Annotated in this window: 11 protein-coding genes; 10 read left to right on the plus strand and 1 reads right to left on the minus strand. The window is 74.3% G+C overall.

The features are described 5' to 3' along the window. Positions 1-380: 380 nt before the first annotated feature. Both ACWGKU_RS17865 and ACWGKU_RS17870 read left to right on the plus strand, forming a co-directional pair. Positions 381-5,477 (plus strand): amino acid adenylation domain-containing protein, encoded by a 5,097-nt coding sequence (locus tag ACWGKU_RS17865; protein WP_452178564.1) that lies wholly within the window; start codon positions 381-383, stop codon positions 5,475-5,477. Next, positions 5,474-11,020: a non-ribosomal peptide synthetase/MFS transporter gene (locus tag ACWGKU_RS17870; protein WP_452178563.1), complete on the plus strand. Its 5,547-nt coding sequence runs from the start codon at positions 5,474-5,476 to the stop codon at positions 11,018-11,020. The genes ACWGKU_RS17865 and ACWGKU_RS17870 overlap by 4 nt, the downstream gene beginning before the upstream one ends. Positions 11,021-11,231: 211 nt before the next feature. Here ACWGKU_RS17870 and ACWGKU_RS17875 read toward each other — a convergent pair whose 3' ends face one another. Next, positions 11,232-11,714 carry a hypothetical protein gene (locus tag ACWGKU_RS17875; protein ID WP_380352678.1) on the minus strand — a complete coding sequence of 161 codons (483 nt, stop codon included), beginning with the start codon at positions 11,712-11,714 and terminating at the stop codon, positions 11,232-11,234. 494 nt (positions 11,715-12,208) lie between these two features. Between ACWGKU_RS17875 and ACWGKU_RS17880 the strand changes: the two genes are divergently transcribed. The 8 genes from ACWGKU_RS17880 to ACWGKU_RS17915 all read left to right on the plus strand — a co-directional run bounded on the left by ACWGKU_RS17880 (position 12,209) and on the right by ACWGKU_RS17915 (position 20,256). Further along, the gene (locus tag ACWGKU_RS17880; RefSeq protein WP_401043497.1) at positions 12,209-14,182 is read left to right on the plus strand and encodes a B12-binding domain-containing radical SAM protein; all 1,974 of its coding nucleotides are present in this window, start codon (positions 12,209-12,211) and stop codon (positions 14,180-14,182) included. 105 nt (positions 14,183-14,287) lie between these two features. Further along, positions 14,288-14,488 carry a hypothetical protein gene (locus ACWGKU_RS17885; protein ID WP_380356405.1) on the plus strand — a complete coding sequence of 67 codons (201 nt, stop codon included), beginning with the start codon at positions 14,288-14,290 and terminating at the stop codon, positions 14,486-14,488. Beyond that, on the plus strand, positions 14,482-16,020 hold the full coding sequence (locus ACWGKU_RS17890; RefSeq protein WP_452178562.1) for a hypothetical protein: 1,539 nt from the start codon (positions 14,482-14,484) through the stop codon (positions 16,018-16,020). The genes ACWGKU_RS17885 and ACWGKU_RS17890 overlap by 7 nt, the downstream gene beginning before the upstream one ends. Before the next feature lie 13 nt (positions 16,021-16,033). Then, positions 16,034-18,091, plus strand: a complete 2,058-nt coding sequence (locus ACWGKU_RS17895) for a hypothetical protein (protein ID WP_452178561.1) — start codon at positions 16,034-16,036, stop codon at positions 18,089-18,091. Then, the gene (locus ACWGKU_RS17900; RefSeq protein WP_359897263.1) at positions 18,091-18,363 is read left to right on the plus strand and encodes an ester cyclase; all 273 of its coding nucleotides are present in this window, start codon (positions 18,091-18,093) and stop codon (positions 18,361-18,363) included. The genes ACWGKU_RS17895 and ACWGKU_RS17900 overlap by 1 nt, the downstream gene beginning before the upstream one ends. 341 nt (positions 18,364-18,704) lie before the next feature. After that, the gene (locus ACWGKU_RS17905) at positions 18,705-19,094 is read left to right on the plus strand and encodes a hypothetical protein (RefSeq protein WP_401043505.1); all 390 of its coding nucleotides are present in this window, start codon (positions 18,705-18,707) and stop codon (positions 19,092-19,094) included. Between the two features lie 94 nt (positions 19,095-19,188). Beyond that, positions 19,189-19,377, plus strand: coding sequence for a hypothetical protein (locus tag ACWGKU_RS17910; protein WP_401043508.1), 189 nt, complete (start codon positions 19,189-19,191; stop codon positions 19,375-19,377). Between the two features lie 81 nt (positions 19,378-19,458). Beyond that, complete coding sequence (locus ACWGKU_RS17915; protein ID WP_452178560.1) at positions 19,459-20,256, plus strand: cupin-like domain-containing protein; 798 nt, start codon at positions 19,459-19,461, stop codon at positions 20,254-20,256. Positions 20,257-20,303 lie beyond the last annotated feature (47 nt).

A 20,303-nucleotide genomic window follows, 5' to 3' on the forward strand; every position in this document is an offset into this window, starting at 1 on the left:
CCTACCCCATCGGGCTTTCCCCGGGCTAAACCCCCCCAACCCCTCCCACCCCCCCCGCCCTTGGTAACCGGGGGGGAATCGACACCGGCGGGACCGCGGTCGGCGTCGCGGCCGAGGGGGTACCGGCTGACAAGCCGATCACAGCTATGGACCCCACCGGAGACGGCAAGTACGGTGGGCGCGTCGCTGGAGGCCCGCCCCGAAACGCCTTCGAGCTGACCTTCTTGGGCTGCCCGACCGCACTCGGCATCAGCCCGCACACAGCATCGGCAATGACAACTGACCAGCGCTCAAAAGGGCGTTTGCACCGAAAACCCGACGGACGTGGATCCGGTGCAGTGGCGCGTTCATGAGGGGGATCGACAGTGACGTCGGCGAGCATGTCCGAAACCGGCCAGGTTCATCGGGCTTTCGAGGAACAGGCGAGACGGACCCCGGACGACATCGCCGTGGTGGCGCGGTCGGCCCGGACCACGTACTCGGAGCTCGACCGCAGGGCCGCCGCCGTGGCCCGCGAGTTGCGCCGCCTGGGCGTCGGGCGGGGTTCGCTGGTGGGGGTCTGCCTGGACCGCGACGAGTGGCTGATCCCGGCGCTGCTGGGGGTCTGGAAGGCCGGTGCGGCCTACGTGCCGCTGGATCCGGCCCACCCGGCGGACCGCCTGGAGTTCATCGCCACGGACGCCGGGATCTCCCACCTGGTCTCCTCGTCGGCCGTCCTTGAGCGCCGCGGCGACGTCCGCCGGGCCGCCGGCGTCGACCTGCTGCTCGTCGAGACGGTGGTCCCGGGCGCGGACGACCGCGCCGCCCTCGACATGTCCGGCGAGCCGACGGACGCCGCGTACGTGATGTACACCTCGGGCTCGACCGGTCGGCCCAAGGGCGTGGTGGTCGAGCACCGCAATGTGACGGCCCTGCTGCGGTGGGAGTCGTCCGTGTACTCGTCCGGCGAACTCCGCGGGATGCTGGCCGCGACGTCCGTCTGTTTCGACCCGTCGGTGACCCAGTTGTTCCTCCCGCTGCTCGGCGGCGGGACGGTGATCCTGGCCGAGAACCTGCTCGCGCTGCCTGCCCTGCCCGCGAGGGAGCAGGTCACGATGGTCTACGGGACGCCGTCCGTACTGGCCGCGCTCGTGCGTGAGCCGCTGCCACCGGGCGTGCGCACCGTCCGCGCGGGCGGGGAACCGCTCACCCGGGCCCTGGCGGACCGGATCTACGCCAACGCCGGCGTACGACGGGTCGTCCAGAGCTACGGCCCGACCGAATGCACTGTCAGCTGCGTGACCCACGAGGTGCCCAGGGCCGGGCGGGGGGAGCCGCCGATCGGGTCGCCCTACGCGCAGAGCGGCCTCTCGATACGTGACAGCTCCGGGAACCCGCTCGGCGACGGCGAGGTCGGGGAACTCTGGGTGTCCGGTCCGCTGGTCAGCAGGGGCTATCTGGCCCGGCCGGAGCTGACGGCCGAACGGTTCGTCACGGATGCGGCCGGAGTCCGGCACTACCGGACCGGCGACCTGGTCCGGCGGGCGGACGGGCTCCACCACTTCGCCGGGCGGGTCGACGACCAGGTGAAGGTCCGCGGCTTCCGGATCGAGCCGGGCGAGGTCCAGGCGACGCTCGCGGGACACCCGGCCGTCCAGCACGCCGTGGTGCTGGCGCCGGCGGACGAGGACGGCACCCGGCAGCTGGTGGCCTACGCGGAGTCGGCCGACCGGACGCTCACCGAGGCGCGGCTGCGTGCCTGGCTCCGGGACAGGCTGCCGGACCACCTGGTGCCGTCCCGGATCGCCGTCCTCGACCGCCTGCCCGTCGGTCCGACCGGCAAAGCCGATCGCGCCGCACTGGCCGCGGTGGAGTTCGGCCGCGGGGTCGACACCGAGTACGTCGCCCCGCGCACCGACACCGAGCAGCGGATCGCGGCGGTCGTCGCCGGTGTCCTCGGTCTGGCGGATGTCGGCATCCACGACGACTTCGGCGCGCTCGGCGGCCATTCCCTGGCGGCCGCCCGCGTCTGTGCCGTCCTGGGCCGCGACTTCGGAACGACCGTCCCGCTGGCGGGCTTCCTCGCCGCGCCCACCGTCGCCGGACTCGCCTCGCTGCTGCGAGCCCGGTCGGCCGACGGCCCGGGCACCGGGCCGGAGCCCGCGTTGGTCCGTCACACAGGGCGGGACACGTACCCGCTGACGTCCGCGCAGCAGGGGATGTGGCTGCTGCGGCAGGTCAGTTCCGCCGAGCGCGCCACGACCATCGCCTTCCGACTGGGCCTGCGCGGACTGCCGGGCACGGCGCGGCTACGGGCCGCGCTGGACGCGGTGGTCGAGCGGCACGAGGTGTTGCGCAGCGTCGTGCCGGCCGGCGTCGTGGTGGACGTCTCGGGTCGGGGAGCGGACGACGAACCGGTCGCGCTGGTCCGCCCGCCGGCCCCGGTGCCGTTCGAGGAGCACGATCTCAGGGGAGTGCCCGAGGCGGAGCGGGTGAGCCGGGCGGCCGAGCTGACTCGCGCGGCCGCGGGCCACGCGTTCGACCTCGCCACCGAGACACCGCTCCTCAGGGCCACCCTGCTCCGGCTCGACGACGACACCGCCGAACTGGTCGTCGTGACCGACCACGTGGCGTTCGACGGCTGGTCGATCGGCGTCCTGATGTCGGAGCTGGTCGGCGTCCCGGGTGGTGGGGCGGACCACGGGTCGGGCAGCGGCTCGGACATCACGCCGCCGCCCGTACAGGTCGGCGACATCGCGCTGCACGAGCGCGCGCTGGCCGCCGGGCCCGACCGGGTCGAGGAGTTGCGGGCCTTCTGGGCCCGGGAGCTGGCGGACGCCGTCCCGCCGCACGACCTCCTCTCCGCCGGGCCCGCCGGCCCCGGTCGACTGGTCGGCGAACGGCTGGCCCGTCCCCTCGACGCCGACACGGCGGCGATGCTGCGCGAGCTCGCGGCCGACTGCGGATCCACTCCGTTCTCGATGTTCCTGACCGCGCTCGGTGTGCTGGTCGCCGGCCTCACCGGCCGGTCCGACGTCGTCCTGGGCGCAGCCGTGGCGCACCGGGCGCACCCCGAGCTGGAGGCGGTCGTCGGGCCACTGGTCGGCATCATGCCGATCAGGCTGAGGCTGGCGGAGGGACTGTCCTTCCGGAGCGCCGTCGGCCGTGCCTCCGCCACGACTGCCCGCGTCATGGACCATCCGGGGTTCACCGTGCAGGACGCCTTCGAGGCGGCCGGCGTCGAACACCCCCGGGGAACGATCGGCACCCCGGTCGTGCTCTCGCTCCAGCCGGCCGGCCTCCCGGTGGCGGTGGAGCACGACGGCGTCCGTCTGGAGCTGCTCGGCGAGGTGAGCAGCGGCGGGACGCAGGCGGCGCTGACCGTGTTCGTCAACGAGACGGCGCGGGGGCCCGAGCTCCAGATCGAGTACGACGTGGACCGGTTCGGCCCGGCCGACGCCGAGGCGTTCGCCGACCGGCTGCTCCGGGTCCTGCGCGCCGCGGCGGCCGATCCGGACCTTCCGCTGTCGGCCCTGGAGCTGGTGAGCGGAGCGGAGAAGGCCGCTCTGCTCGCCGCCGGCACCGGAGTCCCGCTGCCGGCCGGCGGTCCGCGGACCGTGGTGGCGGCCGTTCTCGAACAGGCCGCCCAGCGACCGGCCTCGGTGGCCGCCTCCGACTCGGCCGGTGAACTCAGTTACGCGGAACTGGCCGAACGGTCCCGGCGAGTGGCCGCGGCCCTGCTCGCGAGAAGACCGGCCGAGCCCGCGGCAGGACCGGCGGCGGCATTCACCGTGGGGGTCTGCCTTCCCCGCGACCGGTACCTGCCCGCCGCCCTGCTCGGCGTCCTGCGAGCCGGTGCGGCCTACGTTCCCCTGGAACCGGACCAGCCCACCGAACGGCTGCGCGGCCAACTCGCCGACTCCGGGGCAACCGTCGTCGTCGCCGCCGAGGAGACCCTCGCGCTGGCCGGCGAGCTCGGCGAATCGGTCGGCGTCGGTGTCCTCGACCTGGGCGGCCTGACCGACCCCGGGCCCACGAGGCTGCCCGAGGCCGCGCCCGAGGGTCTGGCGTACGTGCTGTACACCTCCGGTTCGACCGGCCGGCCCAAGGGCGTGGAGGTCACTCACGCGAGCCTGGCGGCCTTCGTGGCCGCGATGCGGATCAGGCCGGGCATCCGGCCCGACGACGTGATGCTGGGTCTCACGTCACCGGCCTTCGACGTGTTCGGGTTCGAACTCTGGGTCAGCCTGGCCTGCGGACTCCGGCTGGCGATGCTGGACCGCAAGGCCGCGGTCGACGGGTATGCCGTCGCGCGGTTCATCGACCGGGCCGGGGTGACGCTGATGACCGCCACGCCGACCACGCTTCGGATGCTGGTCGCCGCCGAGTGGTCGGCCCCAGGGGTGCGCGTCGTCAGCATCGGCGAGCCGATGGACCCCGGGCTGGCGCGCGAACTCCTGGCGCGGACAGGCGAATTGTGGAACGCCTACGGGCCCACCGAGAGCACGGTCTACTCGACCGTGGCGCAGGTGGGGACGCCCGTCGGCGAGGCGGTGCCGATCGGCCGTCCGTTGGCCGGGGAGACGGCCTACGTGCTGGACGCCATGGGCCGGCTGGTGCCGCCGGGAGTCACCGGAGAACTGTGGATCGGCGGTGCGGGCGTCGCCCGGGGCTACCGGAACCGGCCCGAGGCGACCGCGGCGGCGTTCACCGCGGATCCGTTCGCGCCGGGCGGACGGCGCTACCGGACCGGTGATCTGGCCCGCTGGCGGCCATGGGGGTCCTCCCGGCCGGAGGCCGGCGGAGGCACCCTCGACTTCCTGGGCCGCCGCGACCAGCAGGTGAAGCTGCGCGGCCACCGGATCGAACTCGGCGAGATCGAGACCGCCCTGCGCGCAGAGCCCGCCGTCGTGGACGCGGCCGTCGTGGTCCTCGGCGAGGGAGCCGACGCCCACCTGGTCGGCTACCTCGCGGTGGACCCCTCGGCGGCGACCGCGGACGCCTTCGGCACGCCCGCGGTGGAGGAGCGCCTGCACACCCGTCTCCCGGACCACATGGTGCCCCGGCGGTGGGTCGTGCTCGACGCCCTGCCCCTGACGGCCTCGGGCAAGGTGAACCGGGGCGCCCTCCCGGCGCCCGGTCGCCAAACCGGCCGCGAACGGATCGCCCCGCGCACCGATGCCGAGCTGCTGGTGGCCGAGGTGTGGGAGACCGTGCTCGGGGCCACCGAAGTCGGTGCGCGCGACGACTTCTTCGCGCTCGGCGGGCATTCGCTGGCGGCCACCCGGGTCGCGGGCCGGCTGATGGCGGCGCTGGACTTCGCGCTGCCGGTGCGCCTGCTGTTCGAGCACCCGGTCCTGGCCGACTTCGCCGCCGCGCTGGAGGCCCTGCTGCTGGCCGACCTCGCCGAATCGGCGGACCTCGCCGAATGGGCCGACCCGGCCGACCCGGCCGAACCCGCCCGCCCGGCCTCCGTCACCGGTGGCGGTGCCGCATGACCGAGGTGTCCGCCGAGCGGCGGGACCCCCGGCTCACCAACGCGCTGCGTGCCCGGCTCGCCTCGGCCCGCCGCACCGCGGTCCGCGGCACCCCGGCGATACCCGCCCGGCCGGACGCGGGCGCCCCGGCCCCGCTGTCGGCCGCACAGACCCGGCTGTGGTTCCTCACCCAGCTGGATCCGGAGAGCACCGCGTACCACATCCCGGTCGCCCTGCACCTGCACGGACCCTTGGACCGTGCGGCGCTGCTGGGGGCGGTGCGGGATCTCGCCGAGAGGCACCAGGTCCTTCGAAGCCTGATCGTCGAGACCGACGGCGAGCCGGTGGCGGTGGCAGGCCCGGCGGACGCGGTACCGCTGGCCGAGGCCGATCTGACCGGGCCGGGCGAGCGGGAGTCGCTGGACCGCCGCCTGATCGAGGACCTGCGCAGGCCGTTCGACCTGGCGGTGGAACCGCCCCTGCGGGCGGTGCTGCTCCGGCTCGGCACCGACGAGCACGTCCTGGCACTGACGGTCCACCACATCGCCTTCGACGCCTGGTCGAGGACGGTGGCGGTGGCGGAACTGGCGGCACTCTACTCGGCGCGGCTCGGGCTGGCCGAGTCTCCCGCACCGCCACCGGTCCAGTACACGGACTACGCGCACTGGCTCTCCCGGCGGCCGGAGGACGGCGACCGCGCGGAGACCGACCTGGCCTGGTGGGTCCATGCGCTGTCCGGTCTGGAGCCGGTCCTGGACCTGCCCACCGACCTGCCCCGCCCACCGATCGCGGAACGGACGGGCGCGGAGGTGCCGGTGATCCTTCCGGCCGCCCTGACCGCCAAGGTGCGCGGGCGGGCCGCCGAGACCGGCTGCACGCCGTTCATGGTGCTCCTCGCGGTCTGGCAGGAGCTGCTGGCCCGGCTGTCGGGCGTCGAGGACGTGCCGGTCGGCGTGCCCGAGGCGGGACGACGGCACCCCGACACCGAGCACACCATCGGCTTCTTCATCAACACCCTGACCATGCGGACCGACCTGTCGGGCGGGCCGAGCGGCCGGGAGCTGCTGACCCGGGTGCGCGACGCGGCGCTGGAGGCCTTCGCCCGCACCGAGGTCCCGTTCGAGCGGATCGTGGACCGGCTGCGCCCGGCTCGCGACCTCTCCACCACGCCGATCTTCCAGGTCCTCCTCAACGTGATCGACACCCCGGCGGTGGCGCCGCGCTTCCCGGGCCTGACGGCGAGGGTCTTCGCACCGCCGGCGACAACGGCCAAGTACGAACTGAACCTGGCGTTCGCGGCCACCTCCTCGAACGGCACCGGCGACACCTACGAGGGTTCGCTGATCTACCGCACCGACCTCTTCGAGCGGCACACCGCGCAGCGGATCACCGAGTGGTACGCGGTCCTGCTGGACGGTGTGCTGTCCGATCTCGACCGCCCCGTGCGGGAGGTGGCCGTGGAACCGGTGGACGGACCGCTGCTGTCCGGGCCGCGCCGGCAGTTCGACCTGGAGCAGCCGCTGCACGGTCTGGTCGAGCGCTGGGCGGCCGAACGGCCCGACGCGCCGGCAGTCGTGGGCCCCGACGGTGAACTCACCTACGGACAGCTGGACCGGCGGGCGAACCGGCTCGCGCACCGGCTGCTCGCGGCCGGAGTCGGACCGCGGGAACCGGTCGCCGTCCTGGCCGACCGCCGGACACCGCTCGTGGTCGCCCTGCTCGCCACCCTCAAAGCCGGCGCGATCTACCTGCCGCTCGACCCCGTGTACCCGGACGACCGGCTGGCCGACATCCTGTCGACGGCGGGTGCGCGAGTCGTCCTCGCGGAAGGGGAGTTCGCGCGGCGCCTCCCGGGGCGCGGCGCGGACCTCGCGGGCACCCCGGGGGAGCTGCTGGTCCTCGACGGTCCGCCCGCTCCGGGTACGCCACCGGAACAGCCCGGCGGAGCACCGGGCGTGGCCGTCGATCCGACCGCGCCGGCCTACCTGGTCTTCACCTCGGGCTCGACCGGCCGCCCCAAGGGCGTCACCGTCGAGCACCGGCAGATCGTGCACTACCTGCACGCGGTGACGGAGCGACTGACCGGCTGCGGTGTCGAGGGGGGCGCGTTCGCCCTGGTGTCGACCCACGCGGCGGACCTCGGCATGACCAACCTCTTCGGCGCGCTGGCCACCGGCGGCACGGTGCACCTGGTGGACCGCGAGGTGGCCACCGACCCGGAGGCGTACGGGGAGTACCTGGAGGCGCACCCGGTCGACGCGGTCAAGATGGTGCCGAGCCACCTCGAACTGCTCGCCGCCCACGGGGACCTTGGCCGCGTGCTGCCCCGCAAGCTGCTCATCCTCGCGGGAGAGGCCTGCTCCTGGGACCTGGTGGCCAGGATCCGCGCCGCGCGGCCCGAGCTGTCCGTGCAGGTGCACTACGGGCCCACCGAGACCACAGTGTCCGTGCTCGGCTGCGCCGTGGAGGAGACCCCGCCGGCCCGGCGTTCGGGGACGGTTCCGATCGGTCGGCCACTGGCCGACGTGGACTGCTACGTGGTCGACTCCGGCGGCCGGCCGCTGCCCGCCGGGGTGCCCGGCGAGCTGTGGATCGGCGGGCCGAGCGTGGCGCGCGGGTACTTCGGCCGCCCCGACCTCACCGACGAGCGTTTCGTCCCCGACCCGGTGACCGGCACCGCGCGGTGCTACCGCTCCGGGGACCGGGTCCGGCTGACCACGGCCGGACTGTTCGAGTTCCTCGGCCGGATCGACGACCAGGTCAAGATCCGCGGCTTCCGGGTGGAACCGGGCGAGGTGGTTGCCGCGCTGCGCGACCTGCCCGAGATCGCCGAAGCGGTGGTGCTGCCGGTCGGCGAGGCCCATGCCAGGCGGCTCGCCGCCTGGGTGACCCCCGCGGCGCCGGCGTCCGGCGTGGACGTCGCGCGCGTGCGCACGGCGTTGCGCGAGCGGCTGCCCGACTACATGGTGCCCTCGGCGATCGTCGTGCTCCCCACGCTGCCGCTCAACCCCAACGGAAAGGTGGACAGGTCGGCCCTGCCCGCCCCCGAGCCGGCGGCGAGTACCGAGCACATCGCCCCGAGCACGCCGACCGAGCTGCGCGTCGCACAGGCCTGGGCACAGGTCCTCGACCTGGACGCCCCCGACGGCATCGGCATCGACGACGACTTCTTCGCCCTGGGCGGGGACTCCTTCCGGGCCGTGCGCGCCGTCCGGGCGATCGACCCGACGCTACGGGTGATCGACCTGTTCACCCGGCCGACCGTGCGCGAGCTTGCCGCGTTCCTCGACACGGCGCAGGCGGGCGGGCCCGGCGGTGAGCGCCGCCTGCTGCACCGGCTGGCGGGTCCCCCGCCCGGCCGACTCCCGACCGTCACCGTGGTGTGCCTCCCCTACGGCGGCGGTTCGGCCGCCGCCTACGGTCCGCTCGCCACGGAACTGGCCACGGCGATCCCCGGCGCGGCCGTGCTGGCGGTGGAACCGCCGGGGCACGACCCGGCGCGGCCGGACGAGCCGCTGCTCCCGCTCACCGTGCTGATCGACCGGGTCGTCGCCGAGCTGGCCGAGGCGGCCCGCCCGGCCCCGGGGACGGGTGGCCGGGTCGGCCCGGTGGCGGTGTACGGCCACTGCGTCGGCTCCGCCGCGGCCACCGAACTGGCGCTGCGTCTGGAAGCCGAAGGTGTCCCGGTGACGGGCCTGCTGGTCGGCGGGAGCTTTCCCGGCGCGCGGCTGCCGGGGCGTCTGTCGACCTGGCTGCGCAGCAGGTTCCCGGCCACCCGCTGGACGTCGGACCGGGCCTACCGGGACTTCCTGCGCACCCTCGGCGGCATGGACGACGGCGACGGCGACGGCGACGGGGAAGCGGCCGAAGCGGCACAGCGGACCGTGCTGCGCGCTCTGCGGCACGACGTGGACCAGGCGCAGGGCTGGTTCACCGGTGAACTGACCAGGGCGGACGCCCGCAGGCTACGAGCCCCGGTGCTCTGCGTGATCGGCGAACGCGACCGGTCCACCGAGCTCTACGAGGAGCGGTTCACGGAGTGGGGAGCCTTCGCCGACCGGGTGGAGCTGGCCACCCTCCCCAGAGCGGGCCACTACTTCCTCAAGCACCAGGCCGCCCAGCTCGCCGCGCTGATCGGCGAGCGGCTCGGTGCCTGGGCCGGTGGCCTGCTGCCGGAGCCGATCGCCGACGTCACGGTCGTCGGCCGGACGGCGCGACATGACCTCAGGAAGTTCTATCTCGTCGCCGCGGGCCAGACCGTCTCGCTGATCGGCAGCGCGCTGACCTCGTTCGCCCTCGGCGTCTGGGCCTACCAGCGCAGCGGGCGAGTCCTCGACTACGCGCTGATCAGCATGCTCGCCATGCTCCCGGCGATCGTCGCGGCGCCGCTGGGCGGCGCGGTGGCGGACCGGATCGACCGCCGCCGGGTCATGCTCACCTGCGACGCCGTCTCCGCGACCGCCACGGTGTCCCTGGTGGCCGCGCTGTGGAGCGGCAGCCTGGCGCTCTGGCAGGTCGGTCTGATCGTGGGCGTCATGTCGCTGGTGACCGCGTTCCGGCGACCGGCCTACCTGGCCGCCGTCGCCCAGCTCGTCCCCAAGCCGTACCTGGTGCAGGCCAACGGGCTGGCCAACCTCGGTGCCGGCCTGGGGACGCTGATCGCCCCGCTGGCCGGCGGCGCGCTGATCGGGCTGGTCGGCCTGCCCTGGGTGGTGGCCGTGGACGTCGCGTCGTTCCTCGTCGGCGTGGCCGCGCTGCTGTGGGTGCGCTTCCCCGACCGACTCTTCCGGCGGCAGAAGGAATCCTTCGCCCGGACCGTCGTCGGCGGCTGGCGGTTCCTGATCCGGCGGCGTCCGCTGATGATCATGATCGTGTTCTTCATGGTGGAGAACTACCTGGGCACCCTCGCGGTGACGCTGACGGTCCCGAGCGTGCTCTCCTTCAGCGGCACCACGGCGGTGGGCGTGGTCACCGCGGTCGGCGGCGCGGGTGCCGTGGCGGGCAGCCTGATCGTGGCGCTGTGGGGCGGCACCGTGCGGCGGGCGACCGGCATGGTGGGGTTCGTGAGCGGCGTCGGCCTGGGCGTCGTCCTGGTCGGCCTGCGTCCGTCCGTGACGCTGGCGGCCGTGGGAGCACTCGTCTGGTGGGCGTCCATGAGCATCCTCAACGCGCACTGGCTGGCCATCATCCAGCTCAAGGTCGGCCCGGAGCTCCAGGGCCGGGTGCTCGCCACCAACCAGATGCTCGCCGTCGCCATGACCCCGCTGGCCTTCCTCACCGCCCCGCCCCTCGCCGGGTACTTCTCCGGCCTGCTGAACCCGGGAGGGGTGCTGGCAGGCACCGTGGGACGAGCCCTCGGCACCGGGCCGGGCCGCGGCACCGGCCTGCTCCTCGTCACCTGCGGACTGCTGCTGATCGCCTGGGCCGTCATGGGCCTGCGCCACCGCCCCCTGCGGTACATGGAGGACGAGCTGCCGGACGCCGTCGCCGGTGCGGAGATCGCCGAGGACCTCGACGCCCTGCAGGCCGCGGCCGACCGCGCCATGTCCGGCGGGGGACGGTGACCGGACCGGCATGAGCGGAGCCGACGGCTCCGGCCCACCGGGGAGTTCTGGCGCCACCGCGGTCCCTGTGGCCCGCGGCCACCCTGCGCAACTGACCGGAATTCGGCACTCCGGGCGTGGCGACCCGGTGCGTGATCGCGGTGCCGGCACACCGACCGACACCCTTCCGGCGTGCCGGCGCCCCTCGGGGCGCCGGCACCCGAGGCCGGCGTCAGTAGATGAGGACGTCCCAGTGGCTGCCCTCGTTGCAGTACAGGTTGCCCGACGCGGCCTTCCACTGCGGGTAGCCGTCGCCCCGGAGGCCGATGTAGGTGAAGCTGTTCTGGATGTAGTTGTCGATGCAGGAGCTGCGGGCGATGTCGACCTTGTAGCCGTTGTAGTGGCTGTAGGTGCCGGAGGCGTGGCCGACCTCGGTCCCGCCCGTGATGTTGATGGCGCAGCCGCTGGCCTGCTTGAGGGTGATGACGGCGCTCACCGTGCCCGAGTTGATCTGGTCGAACGAGGTACAGGTGGAGTTGGACCTGGTGGTGCAGCCCCCACTGGAGCTCCACGTGACGCCGGCGTTGCTGAGCTGACTGGCGGCCGTCGACTGCGACAACTTGGTGCCGCTGGCGCCGGCCGTGGGCGCCGAAAGCGCGAGGCCGGCCAGGGCCAGGGCGACGACGGTGGCTGCGGTGCGTGGCTTCATCTGCATCTCCCGGTGAGGATGGTGTGCCTCCGACTCGGCTCCCTGCCCTCCTGCCGCGCCTCGGCGGGAGGGCGGGAAGCCCGGAGCCGGGCCTGAGGAACCGGCCCGGACGAAGGGGACGTACGCAGTGCTGTGACGCGGCGGTGCTCCGGCGCGAGGGCCGACCGGTCCGTCCGGCGCCACCGCCCGCGGTTCCCGGGCAACGGGGACGACGGGCTACGAGAGCCGGCATCGCACCAGGATGCCCCACCGTTGTCTATGCGAGTAGACCCCGGTCTGTGAATTTCGCGTGACGGGGAGCGGCCTTCAGCGCGTCGAAGCGCTTCACGGGGCGCCGCACGATCACGGAACCGGGCCCCTGCGGTACGGCCGGGCGGGGTACTCCGTCGGGGCAGTGGCGGCGTGGCCGCTGGCGCGTCGTGCGCGCACGGAGTAGACGACTCTTCGACGCGACGGCAGCGACGGTCCCCGGGGCCGGGACAGGGTGTGGTGGGCCGAGGATGCGACTGGCTCTCGTGACGTGCTTCAACGCGGACTGGCACTTCGGCAAGGTCCCCTCGCCGTACGTGCCGCTGAACCTCCTCGGGCTGGCCGCGGTGGCCCGGCGCAGCGGGCACGAACCGGTGGTGGTGGATCCGACGCTCGCGCTGCTGGAGGGCCGGGTGGGTGACGGGCCCGAGTTCCACCGGGAGGTGGCGGAACTCATCTGCGAGTCCCGGCCCGACGTCGTCGGCCTCACCACGATGTGCAACTCCTACCCTCAGACGCTGGCGCTGGCCCGGCAGTGCCGCGAGCTGGATCCCGACGTACGGATCCTGCTCGGCGGCCCGCAGGCCTCCGTGGTGGACGTCGCGACCCTGCGCGAGTTCGGCTGGATCGACGCGATCGTGCGCAACGAGGCGGACCGGTCCCTCGTCCGGGTGCTCGACCGGTGGGCGGCGGGCGACGACCTGGCCGGCGTGGCCGGCACCACCTGGCGGGGGCCGGACGGCGGCCCGGTGCGCGAACCCGCCGCACCGCTGCTGCAGGACCTGGACGAACTGCCCTTCCCCGCCTACGACCTGTACCCCTTCGAGCGGACCCTGCAGGACCTCGCGCCGGTGGAGGCGGGCCGGGGCTGCCCGTACGGGTGCACGTTCTGCTCGACCAACGTGTTCTTCAACCGCGACTACCGGATCAAGTCGCCGGCCCGGCTGATCACCGAGATGCGGCACCTGCGGGACGCCCACGGATTCACCCGGTTCGACCTGGTGCACGACATGCTGACCGTCGACCGGCGGTGGGTCCTGGCGTTCTGCGCCGCCCTGCTCGACGGCGGGCAGGGCTTCGAGTGGGCGTGCAGCGCGCGGACCGACCGGGTGGACGACGAACTGCTGGCCACCATGGCCGCCGCCGGCTGCCGCGGGATGTTCTTCGGGATCGAGACCGGATCCCAGCGGATGCAGCCGCTGGTGCGCAAGCGGCTGCGCACCGACGCGGTGCTGCCGGTCATCCGCTCCGGCACCGACCGGGGGATCTCCTGCACCGCCTCCCTGATCGTCGGCTTCCCGGAGGAGACCACCGAGGACGCGGTCGCCTCGCTCGACCTCGCGCTCGACGTCCTGCAGCTCTCGCCGGACACCCAGGCGCAGATGCACCTGCTGGCACCACTGGTGGGCAGTCCGCTGTACGAGGAGCACCGCGAGGAGCTGCGCTTCGACGGGCACAGCTCCGACATCTCGCTCTTCCTGCTGGACGAGGAGGAGATCGCGACGGTCACCCGCCACCCCGACATCTTCCCGAGCTTCTACCACATCCCGACGCCGCACCTCGACCGCGACCTGGCCAAGGCGATCTCCGCCGCCACCTACACCTGCCCGACGCTGTTCCTCGCGCTGCGCACCGCCGGCGCCGACCTGCGGCAGGTGCTGACCGGCTGGACGCGCTGGCAGCACCGGCACGTCGGCCCGGAGCAGCTCCGGCCGGACTACTACCTCTACGGGTTCGTCCCGGACCTGTGCCGGTACCTGGCGGCCGAGGTCCTGGACGGGCTCGGACCGTGCGCCCCGGTCCTGCGCGACCTCATGGCGTACGTCGAACTGCGCTACGCACTGCAGCGCCGGCTGACCGAGGACGGGACGGTCTTCCGGGCCTTCGACTGCGACGTCCGGGAGCTGAGCGCCGCGCTGCGCACCGGTGGCGGCCTCGACGTGGAGCGCGTAGCGTCCGACCTGCTGTTCGTGAACCTGACGGCGTCCCGGGGCCGCGGCTACGCCTTCCTGGAGGTGTCGGTCCCGCGCACCGCCGACCCGCTGGTCCGGCCCGGGGACCGGCTGGAGATCCGCGACCCGGTCCGTCAGCTGCTGTCCCGTCCGGAGCTGGTCATCCGCAACACCTCGCAGCGGCGCGCCTTCGCCGCGAAACACCATCTGACCGAGCGCCACGTGACGGCGCTGGGGCTGCGGCGGGAACCGGCCGGCACCGCCACCGGGTGACCGGGCCGCGGCCCGCGGCCCGGTCACCCGCCGGGCCCGCCGGTCCGGACCCACCGACCGAAGTAGTGCACAGGACACCGGTACACCGAGACGAAGGAGAACATGATGGCTGGAGACGTGGCAGCGGAGCGCGGCAAGCCCGTCGGCGACCTGCCGTTCGAGGAGCTGGCGTTCGAGGAGGTCCCGTTCGAGGACCTGCCGGTCGGCGAGCTGGGCCTCGTCGAGCTGGAGTCGCGGGTCGAGGCGGAGGCCCAGGCGAGCGGCGTCACCACGGTCGTCACGACGGTCGTCTCGGGCCGGTGGTAGCCGAACGGCCGAACGGCGGGGTCCGGGTCGAACGGCACGTCGGCTGGCGGGGCGACAACGCCCTGGTGGAGGAGGCCCGGCGGCCGCTGCGGCGCCGGGTCGCCCGCCTGCTGCAGGTGGACGGCCTGGCGGCGACCACCGGCCTGCCGTCCGAACGGCGGATCGCCGCCGGGGTCGACCCCCGGGTCTTCTACACCTACCCGCTGCTGTTCTACACCGCCTTCCCCCGCGTCTCGCTGGCGCAGCTGCGGGCGCTGTCCGTCAGCGGCTCGTACCTCTTCGACTACGTGCTGGCCCTGGACGAGGTACTGGACCGCCCCTGTGCCCGCACCGGGGGCGGCCTGCTGCTGGGCGGCCTCCTCCAGCGCGAGGCGCTGCACGGGCTGTACGCGCTGCTGCCGCCCGCCAGCCCGTTCTGGGGCCACTTCGACCGCTACTTCGGGCACTTCTGCCAGGCGGTGCTGCGCGAGGAGGCCCGGCACCGCGGCCTGCTCCAGCCGTACCCCAGGGAGGAGCTGGAGCTCGTCTACGCGGGCAAGTCCGCGATCGCCAAGGCCTGCCTCGCGGCCCTCGCCGTACTCGGCGGGGACGAGCGGCCGCTGGCCGGGCTGGAGGCCTCGCACGACGCCCACTACGTGGCCTTCCAGCTCGCCGACGACCTGGCGGACTGGCGGATCGACTACCGGCGCGGGCACTACTCCTACCCCCTCACGGTGGCGTTCCTGCGGGCCGGCTGGCAGCGGCGGGTGGAGTCGGCCGAGCGGCCCCCGGTGTCCGAGGTGGCCGAGCTGCTCGCCCGGGAGGGCGTGGTCGAGGAGGTCCGCGCGCTGGCGCTCGGCCACCTGGACCGCGCCGAGGGCGCGGCCGACCGGATCGCCGAGGGGAGCTGGCACGCCGCCATCCGGACCACCCGGCAGCGGATCGCGGGCCCGACGCTCGGCCTCGACCTGCCGACCGAGCCGCCCGCCACTGCTCCGCACGGTGCCCCGGCCGGGGCGGCCGCGGCAGTCGGGGCGTTCGGGGCGGCTGCCTGGCGGGGCGACCGGCGGACACCCGCGACACCGGTGGCGGCGTCCTGGCGGCCCTGGCTCGATGCCCACCGGGAACCGCGCACGCCCGGGCCGGCGGTGCTGGCGGAGCAGTTCCGGGTCCTGGGGACCGCCGGCCCGGCGCGCACCACGGGTGAGGCCCTGTGCCAGGTCGGCCTGGCGATCGCGGCCTCGCGCCGGGCCCTCCCGCAGTTCGGCCTGGCCGAGCACCTCGGCGTTTCCGCGGCCGAACTCGACTGGCTCGACCAGCACGGCCCGTGGCTGGACGGCCTGCTCGCGCTCGGCCTCGACGAGCCGCCCGAGCCGTGGCGGCCGGGCCGCGCGGAGCAGTCGGGCCGGGTGCCGTCGGGCGGGGTGCCGGGCTGGGTGCCGCCGGCGGTCGGCCGGTACCTCGGCCACCGGCTGGTGAAGGGAGCCGGGCCGGGCGGCGCCCAGGCCCCCGACGTGCTGCTCCGCGCCTACCGCGCCGAGTCCGTGGCCTAGGACGGAGGCGACCGTGACGCTGCTGCTGATGGAGACCCGTGACACCGACCGGGTGTTCGCCGAGCAGTGGGCGGGCCTGCCCGGCCGCGAGGACCGCCCGTGGGACCCGGCGCAGCCGCTCCCCGGGGCACTCTTCGACCACCTGCCGTTCCTGCTGTACGAGTACTTCGCGACCGTCCCGATGGGCGCGGCCCGACGGGTGGCGCTGGCCGCGCGGGCGGGCGGCGCGGCCCGCTTCCTGCGGTTCCGGCAGAGCCGGGGCCAGTGCGCACCGGCCCGGGCCGACCGGGAGTGCGCGTCCCTGCGGCGTTACGCCACCCGGCAGTTGGCGGACGACCTGCCGGGCCGGGAGCCGTTCCGGCAGTCGCTCTCCGCCGGTTACCGCCGCCCCTGGGACCCGGCCGGCGCCGGGGCGGAGCTCGCGCACACCACCACGGAGGCGTTCGCCGCGCTGGCCGGGACGCCGGAGCCGGTCGGACCGGTGACCGAGTCGCAGAGCCGCCTGTACGCCGGGCTCGCCCGCTACCGCGAATGCGTCGACTGGAAGGAGGACTTCCTGCACGGCCACCCCTCGCAGCTCGTCCCCCGGCTGCTCGCCGAGCTGGGCCTGACGCCCTCGGCGACCCGCGCCGCCCGAACCGAGCTGGTCGCCGACGCGGCCCGCCGCTTCCACTACGGCGGCCTCGCCGAACACACCCTCGACGAGGCCGCCGAGCAGCTGTGCCGTGCGCTGGCGGCGGTGACCGACCTGCCGCCCGCGGGCTGGGTGGAGCGGCTCATCGGCTTCTCCGAGTCCGTCCGCGGGCTGCGCGCGGACCTCGACCGGATGCGCCGGGACGGGCTGGCCCGGGCGCGCGCCGCCGCGGGCCGGGGCGGCCGTCCGGCGGCGCGGCGGGACACCGCCCCCGGCGCCACCGTGGCCGCGGGCGGCAGGTCGGTCACCGCCGATACGATCGCCGACTCCCTTGCGGCAGCAGCCCGTTACCTGCGGCGGGAACAGGATCCGGCCGGCCGCTGGGGCGACTTCCTGCTGCTCGGCCAGCAGAGCACCTCCTGGGTCACCGGCTACGTCGGCTGGAACCTGGCGACCGTCGGCACGGCGGCGGACGCCCCGGCCCCGGCGCACCCGATTCCGGTGAACTCCCTTGCCGCGGCGGCTGATTGGCTGGTCGCCAACCGCGCTCCGGGAGCCGGTTGGGGATACAACGGCCAGTGGCCGGTGGACGTCGACTCCACGGCGAACGCCCTGCTGTTCCTGACCCGGATCGGCGCGCCCGAACCGCAGCGGTGGCGACCGGCGTTGGACTGGCTGCTGTCGACGCAGCGACCCGACGGCGGGTTCACCACCATCGTGGACCCGGAGCCCTGGCTCGTCCGGTTCCACTCCGACGCCGGCGACCTGCGCGGTTGGACCTCCTCGCACCCGTGCGTGACCGCCGTGGCCGCCCTGCTGCTGGCCGGCCTGGACGGAGAGCGGGAGCGGCGCGCGGCGCTGCGGGCCGCGCGCCGGCTCCTGGACCAGCAGCGCCCGGAGGGCAACTGGGAGGCCTACTGGTGGGCGAGCGCGTTGTACACCACGTGCCGTGCGGTGCAGGCGATCGGAGAGCTGAGCCGCCGTACCGACCTGCCCGGGGCGGCAGCGGCCCGGGCGGGAGCCGCCGGGTGGCTGCTGCGCGCCCAACGCCCGGACGGGGGTTGGCCGCACGCGCCGAACCGCGCGTGCGCCGCCTTCGCCACCGCGCTGGCCGTCCAGGCGCTGGGCGAACTGCTCACGGCGCCGCCCGGGGACGACTGCCCGGCCCTCCGGGCGGCCCTCGCCCGCGGCACCCGGTGGCTGGTGGAACACCAGCGACCGGACGGCAGTTGGCCCGTCGTGCCGATCCTCCGGGTGCCCCGGCCGCAGCTGACGGAGCCCTGGGAACAGACGTCGTGGACGGAATCGATCGCGGGCCTCGACGTCGTCGCCGAGGACTGGCGGCGACTGTTCACCACGGCGACGGCGCTCCGCGCCCTGCACGTCGCATCGCCGACCGGCGGTGCGGTGCCCGCAATCCCGACAGGAGACCTGTGATGGCAACAGAAGAACGGCAGAGCGTGCCCCGGCGGTACCGCGCCACGGGCGCGGACGAGACCCGCCAGCTGATCGCCAGGATCCGCACCGCGTTCCCGGACGCCACCTTCACGCTGCAGCAGCGCGTCGTGGACGACAAGGGCGCGGTCGCGTTCGTGTGGTCGGTGCGCGGCACCCAGAGCGGCGAGGTGGACGGCTACCCCGCGACCAACGCGCCGGCCACGCTGACGATCGTCACCAGCGCGCTCATCGAGCCGGCCGGTTCACGATAGGCGACGGGCTCTGGCCGACGGGCTACGGCCTCGGTGGCTCCGGCGGTGGCTCCGCCGGGGCCACCGCCGTTCCGTCGCGTTCCCCCAGCGGTTGAGGGACCGGGGCCGCCGCAGCATCATGAAGGGGTGGCCCGCCCGGACGGCGGTCCGGTCACGGGACACCTGTCCGTCCCGTACGCGATTGCGCCCCTCTCCCGCCCCTCGAAACCGTGCGCCGTGCGGGACGCCGCGTGGGCCGTCCTGCGGGGACGGGGACGCCCGGTGAACCGCGCTCGAACGTCCGGAACGAGAATTCGATGACCGAGAATTCGATGACCGAGAATTCGATGACCGAGAATTCGATGACCGAGAACGAAACCGCCATGGCCGCCGGTGACTTCGCCTTTTCCGAGGGGCCGGTGTGGTCGGTGCAGTTCGCCCAGACCAAGCCCGGCCTGACCAACGCCTACCTCGCCAACCTGGGGGCGCGGTGGAAGCCCCTGATGGAGGAGGCCAAGCGGCAGAAGCTGATCCGCGACTACCGCATCCTGGTCTCCCCGCCGACCGGCCGTGACGACTGGAACGTCATGATCGTGACCGAGGTCGAGAACATGGCCGCGCTGGACGGCTACAGCGAGCGGATGGCCGAGCTCTCGGCCCGGCTCGACGGGCCCGACCGGAAGTCGCACGGCTGCGCGCAGTTCCGCGAGCTGCTCGGAATGAGGCTGGCGCGGGAGGTCTTCCTGAAATGACGCCCCGCAAGTGACCCGAAGCCCCGCCGATCCGAGGCCCCGCTGACGCGAGGCCTTCCCGGCGGAGAGTTCCTCGCTTCGAAGGAGGAGAACCATGGAGCGCACGACGGAGCCGAAGGACGGCAAGAAGACCCTCGACCTGAAACGGTCCACCGTGGGCAACCTCGACGACCCGCTGCTCACCACCCAGGGCTGGAGCCTGTGGACCTGCGACGAGACGGCGTCGGCACCCGGGGCGCCCGAATCCCGGCGGGGGCGCACCAAGCGGCGCGGGCCCGAGTAGATGCCGCGGAGCCTCCCGGGAGGGCGGGGCACGGCCCTCCGAGCCGTCCCGCGCGTCAGCCGCGACGACTTCCGCGCACCGTTGCGCAAGGGCGAGCCCCGGGTCGTCCTGGACAACGTCCGGGACTGGCCTGCCCTGCACCGCTGGGACGCGGACTACCTGCGGTCCGTCGCCGGGGAGCGGGAGGTGACGGTCCGGGAGACGAACGGGCCACCCCGGAACGTCTTCCAGAACCTCGCGGCCGGCGGGCGGACCTCCTTCGGCCGGTACCTCGACTGGGTGCTGGAGACCGCCGGCGGGCTGGAACGGATCGCCCTGTCCTGCAGCGGCGCCGGTGAGATCACCCGGGCGGTGTGCGCCGACGGGTTCCGCTGCTCGTACTACCTCGACGCGAAGCTCCGGCAGCTGTCCGAGGACCTGCTCGACGACGCGCCGCCACCCGGCTGGTACCGACGCGGTCCGATCGACACCAACCTCTGGTGCGGCGTGCTCGGGACCTCCTCCGGACTGCACTGCGACGTGACGCCGAACTGCAACGTCCAGGTCGTCGGACGCAAGCATTTCGTCCTCTATCCGCCCTCGCAGGCCCGGCGCGTCTACCGCATCCCGCAGATCACGCACTGCCGCTTCGACCCCAACCTCCCCGACTACGAACGGTTCCCGCGGGCCCGCGGCGCAACCGGGTGGCAGTGCACCCTGGACGCAGGTGAGTCGCTCTACATCCCGGTGGGCTGGTACCACCAGGTGACGGTGGTCTCGGCCTGGGCGCTGAACGTCAACTTCTTCTGGCCGCGCCCGCTCGCCCAGGGGCTGTCGGCCCCGCCGCTGTGGCCGTTCCTGCTGCGGCGCGGGTGGGCCCGGCTGCGCGACCGGAGCTGACCGGCGGTGGGGTCCGACGCGGCCGGCCCCGGCCGGCCCGTGCAGGA

It is taken from the genome of Kitasatospora sp. NPDC054768 (assembly GCF_053612025.1).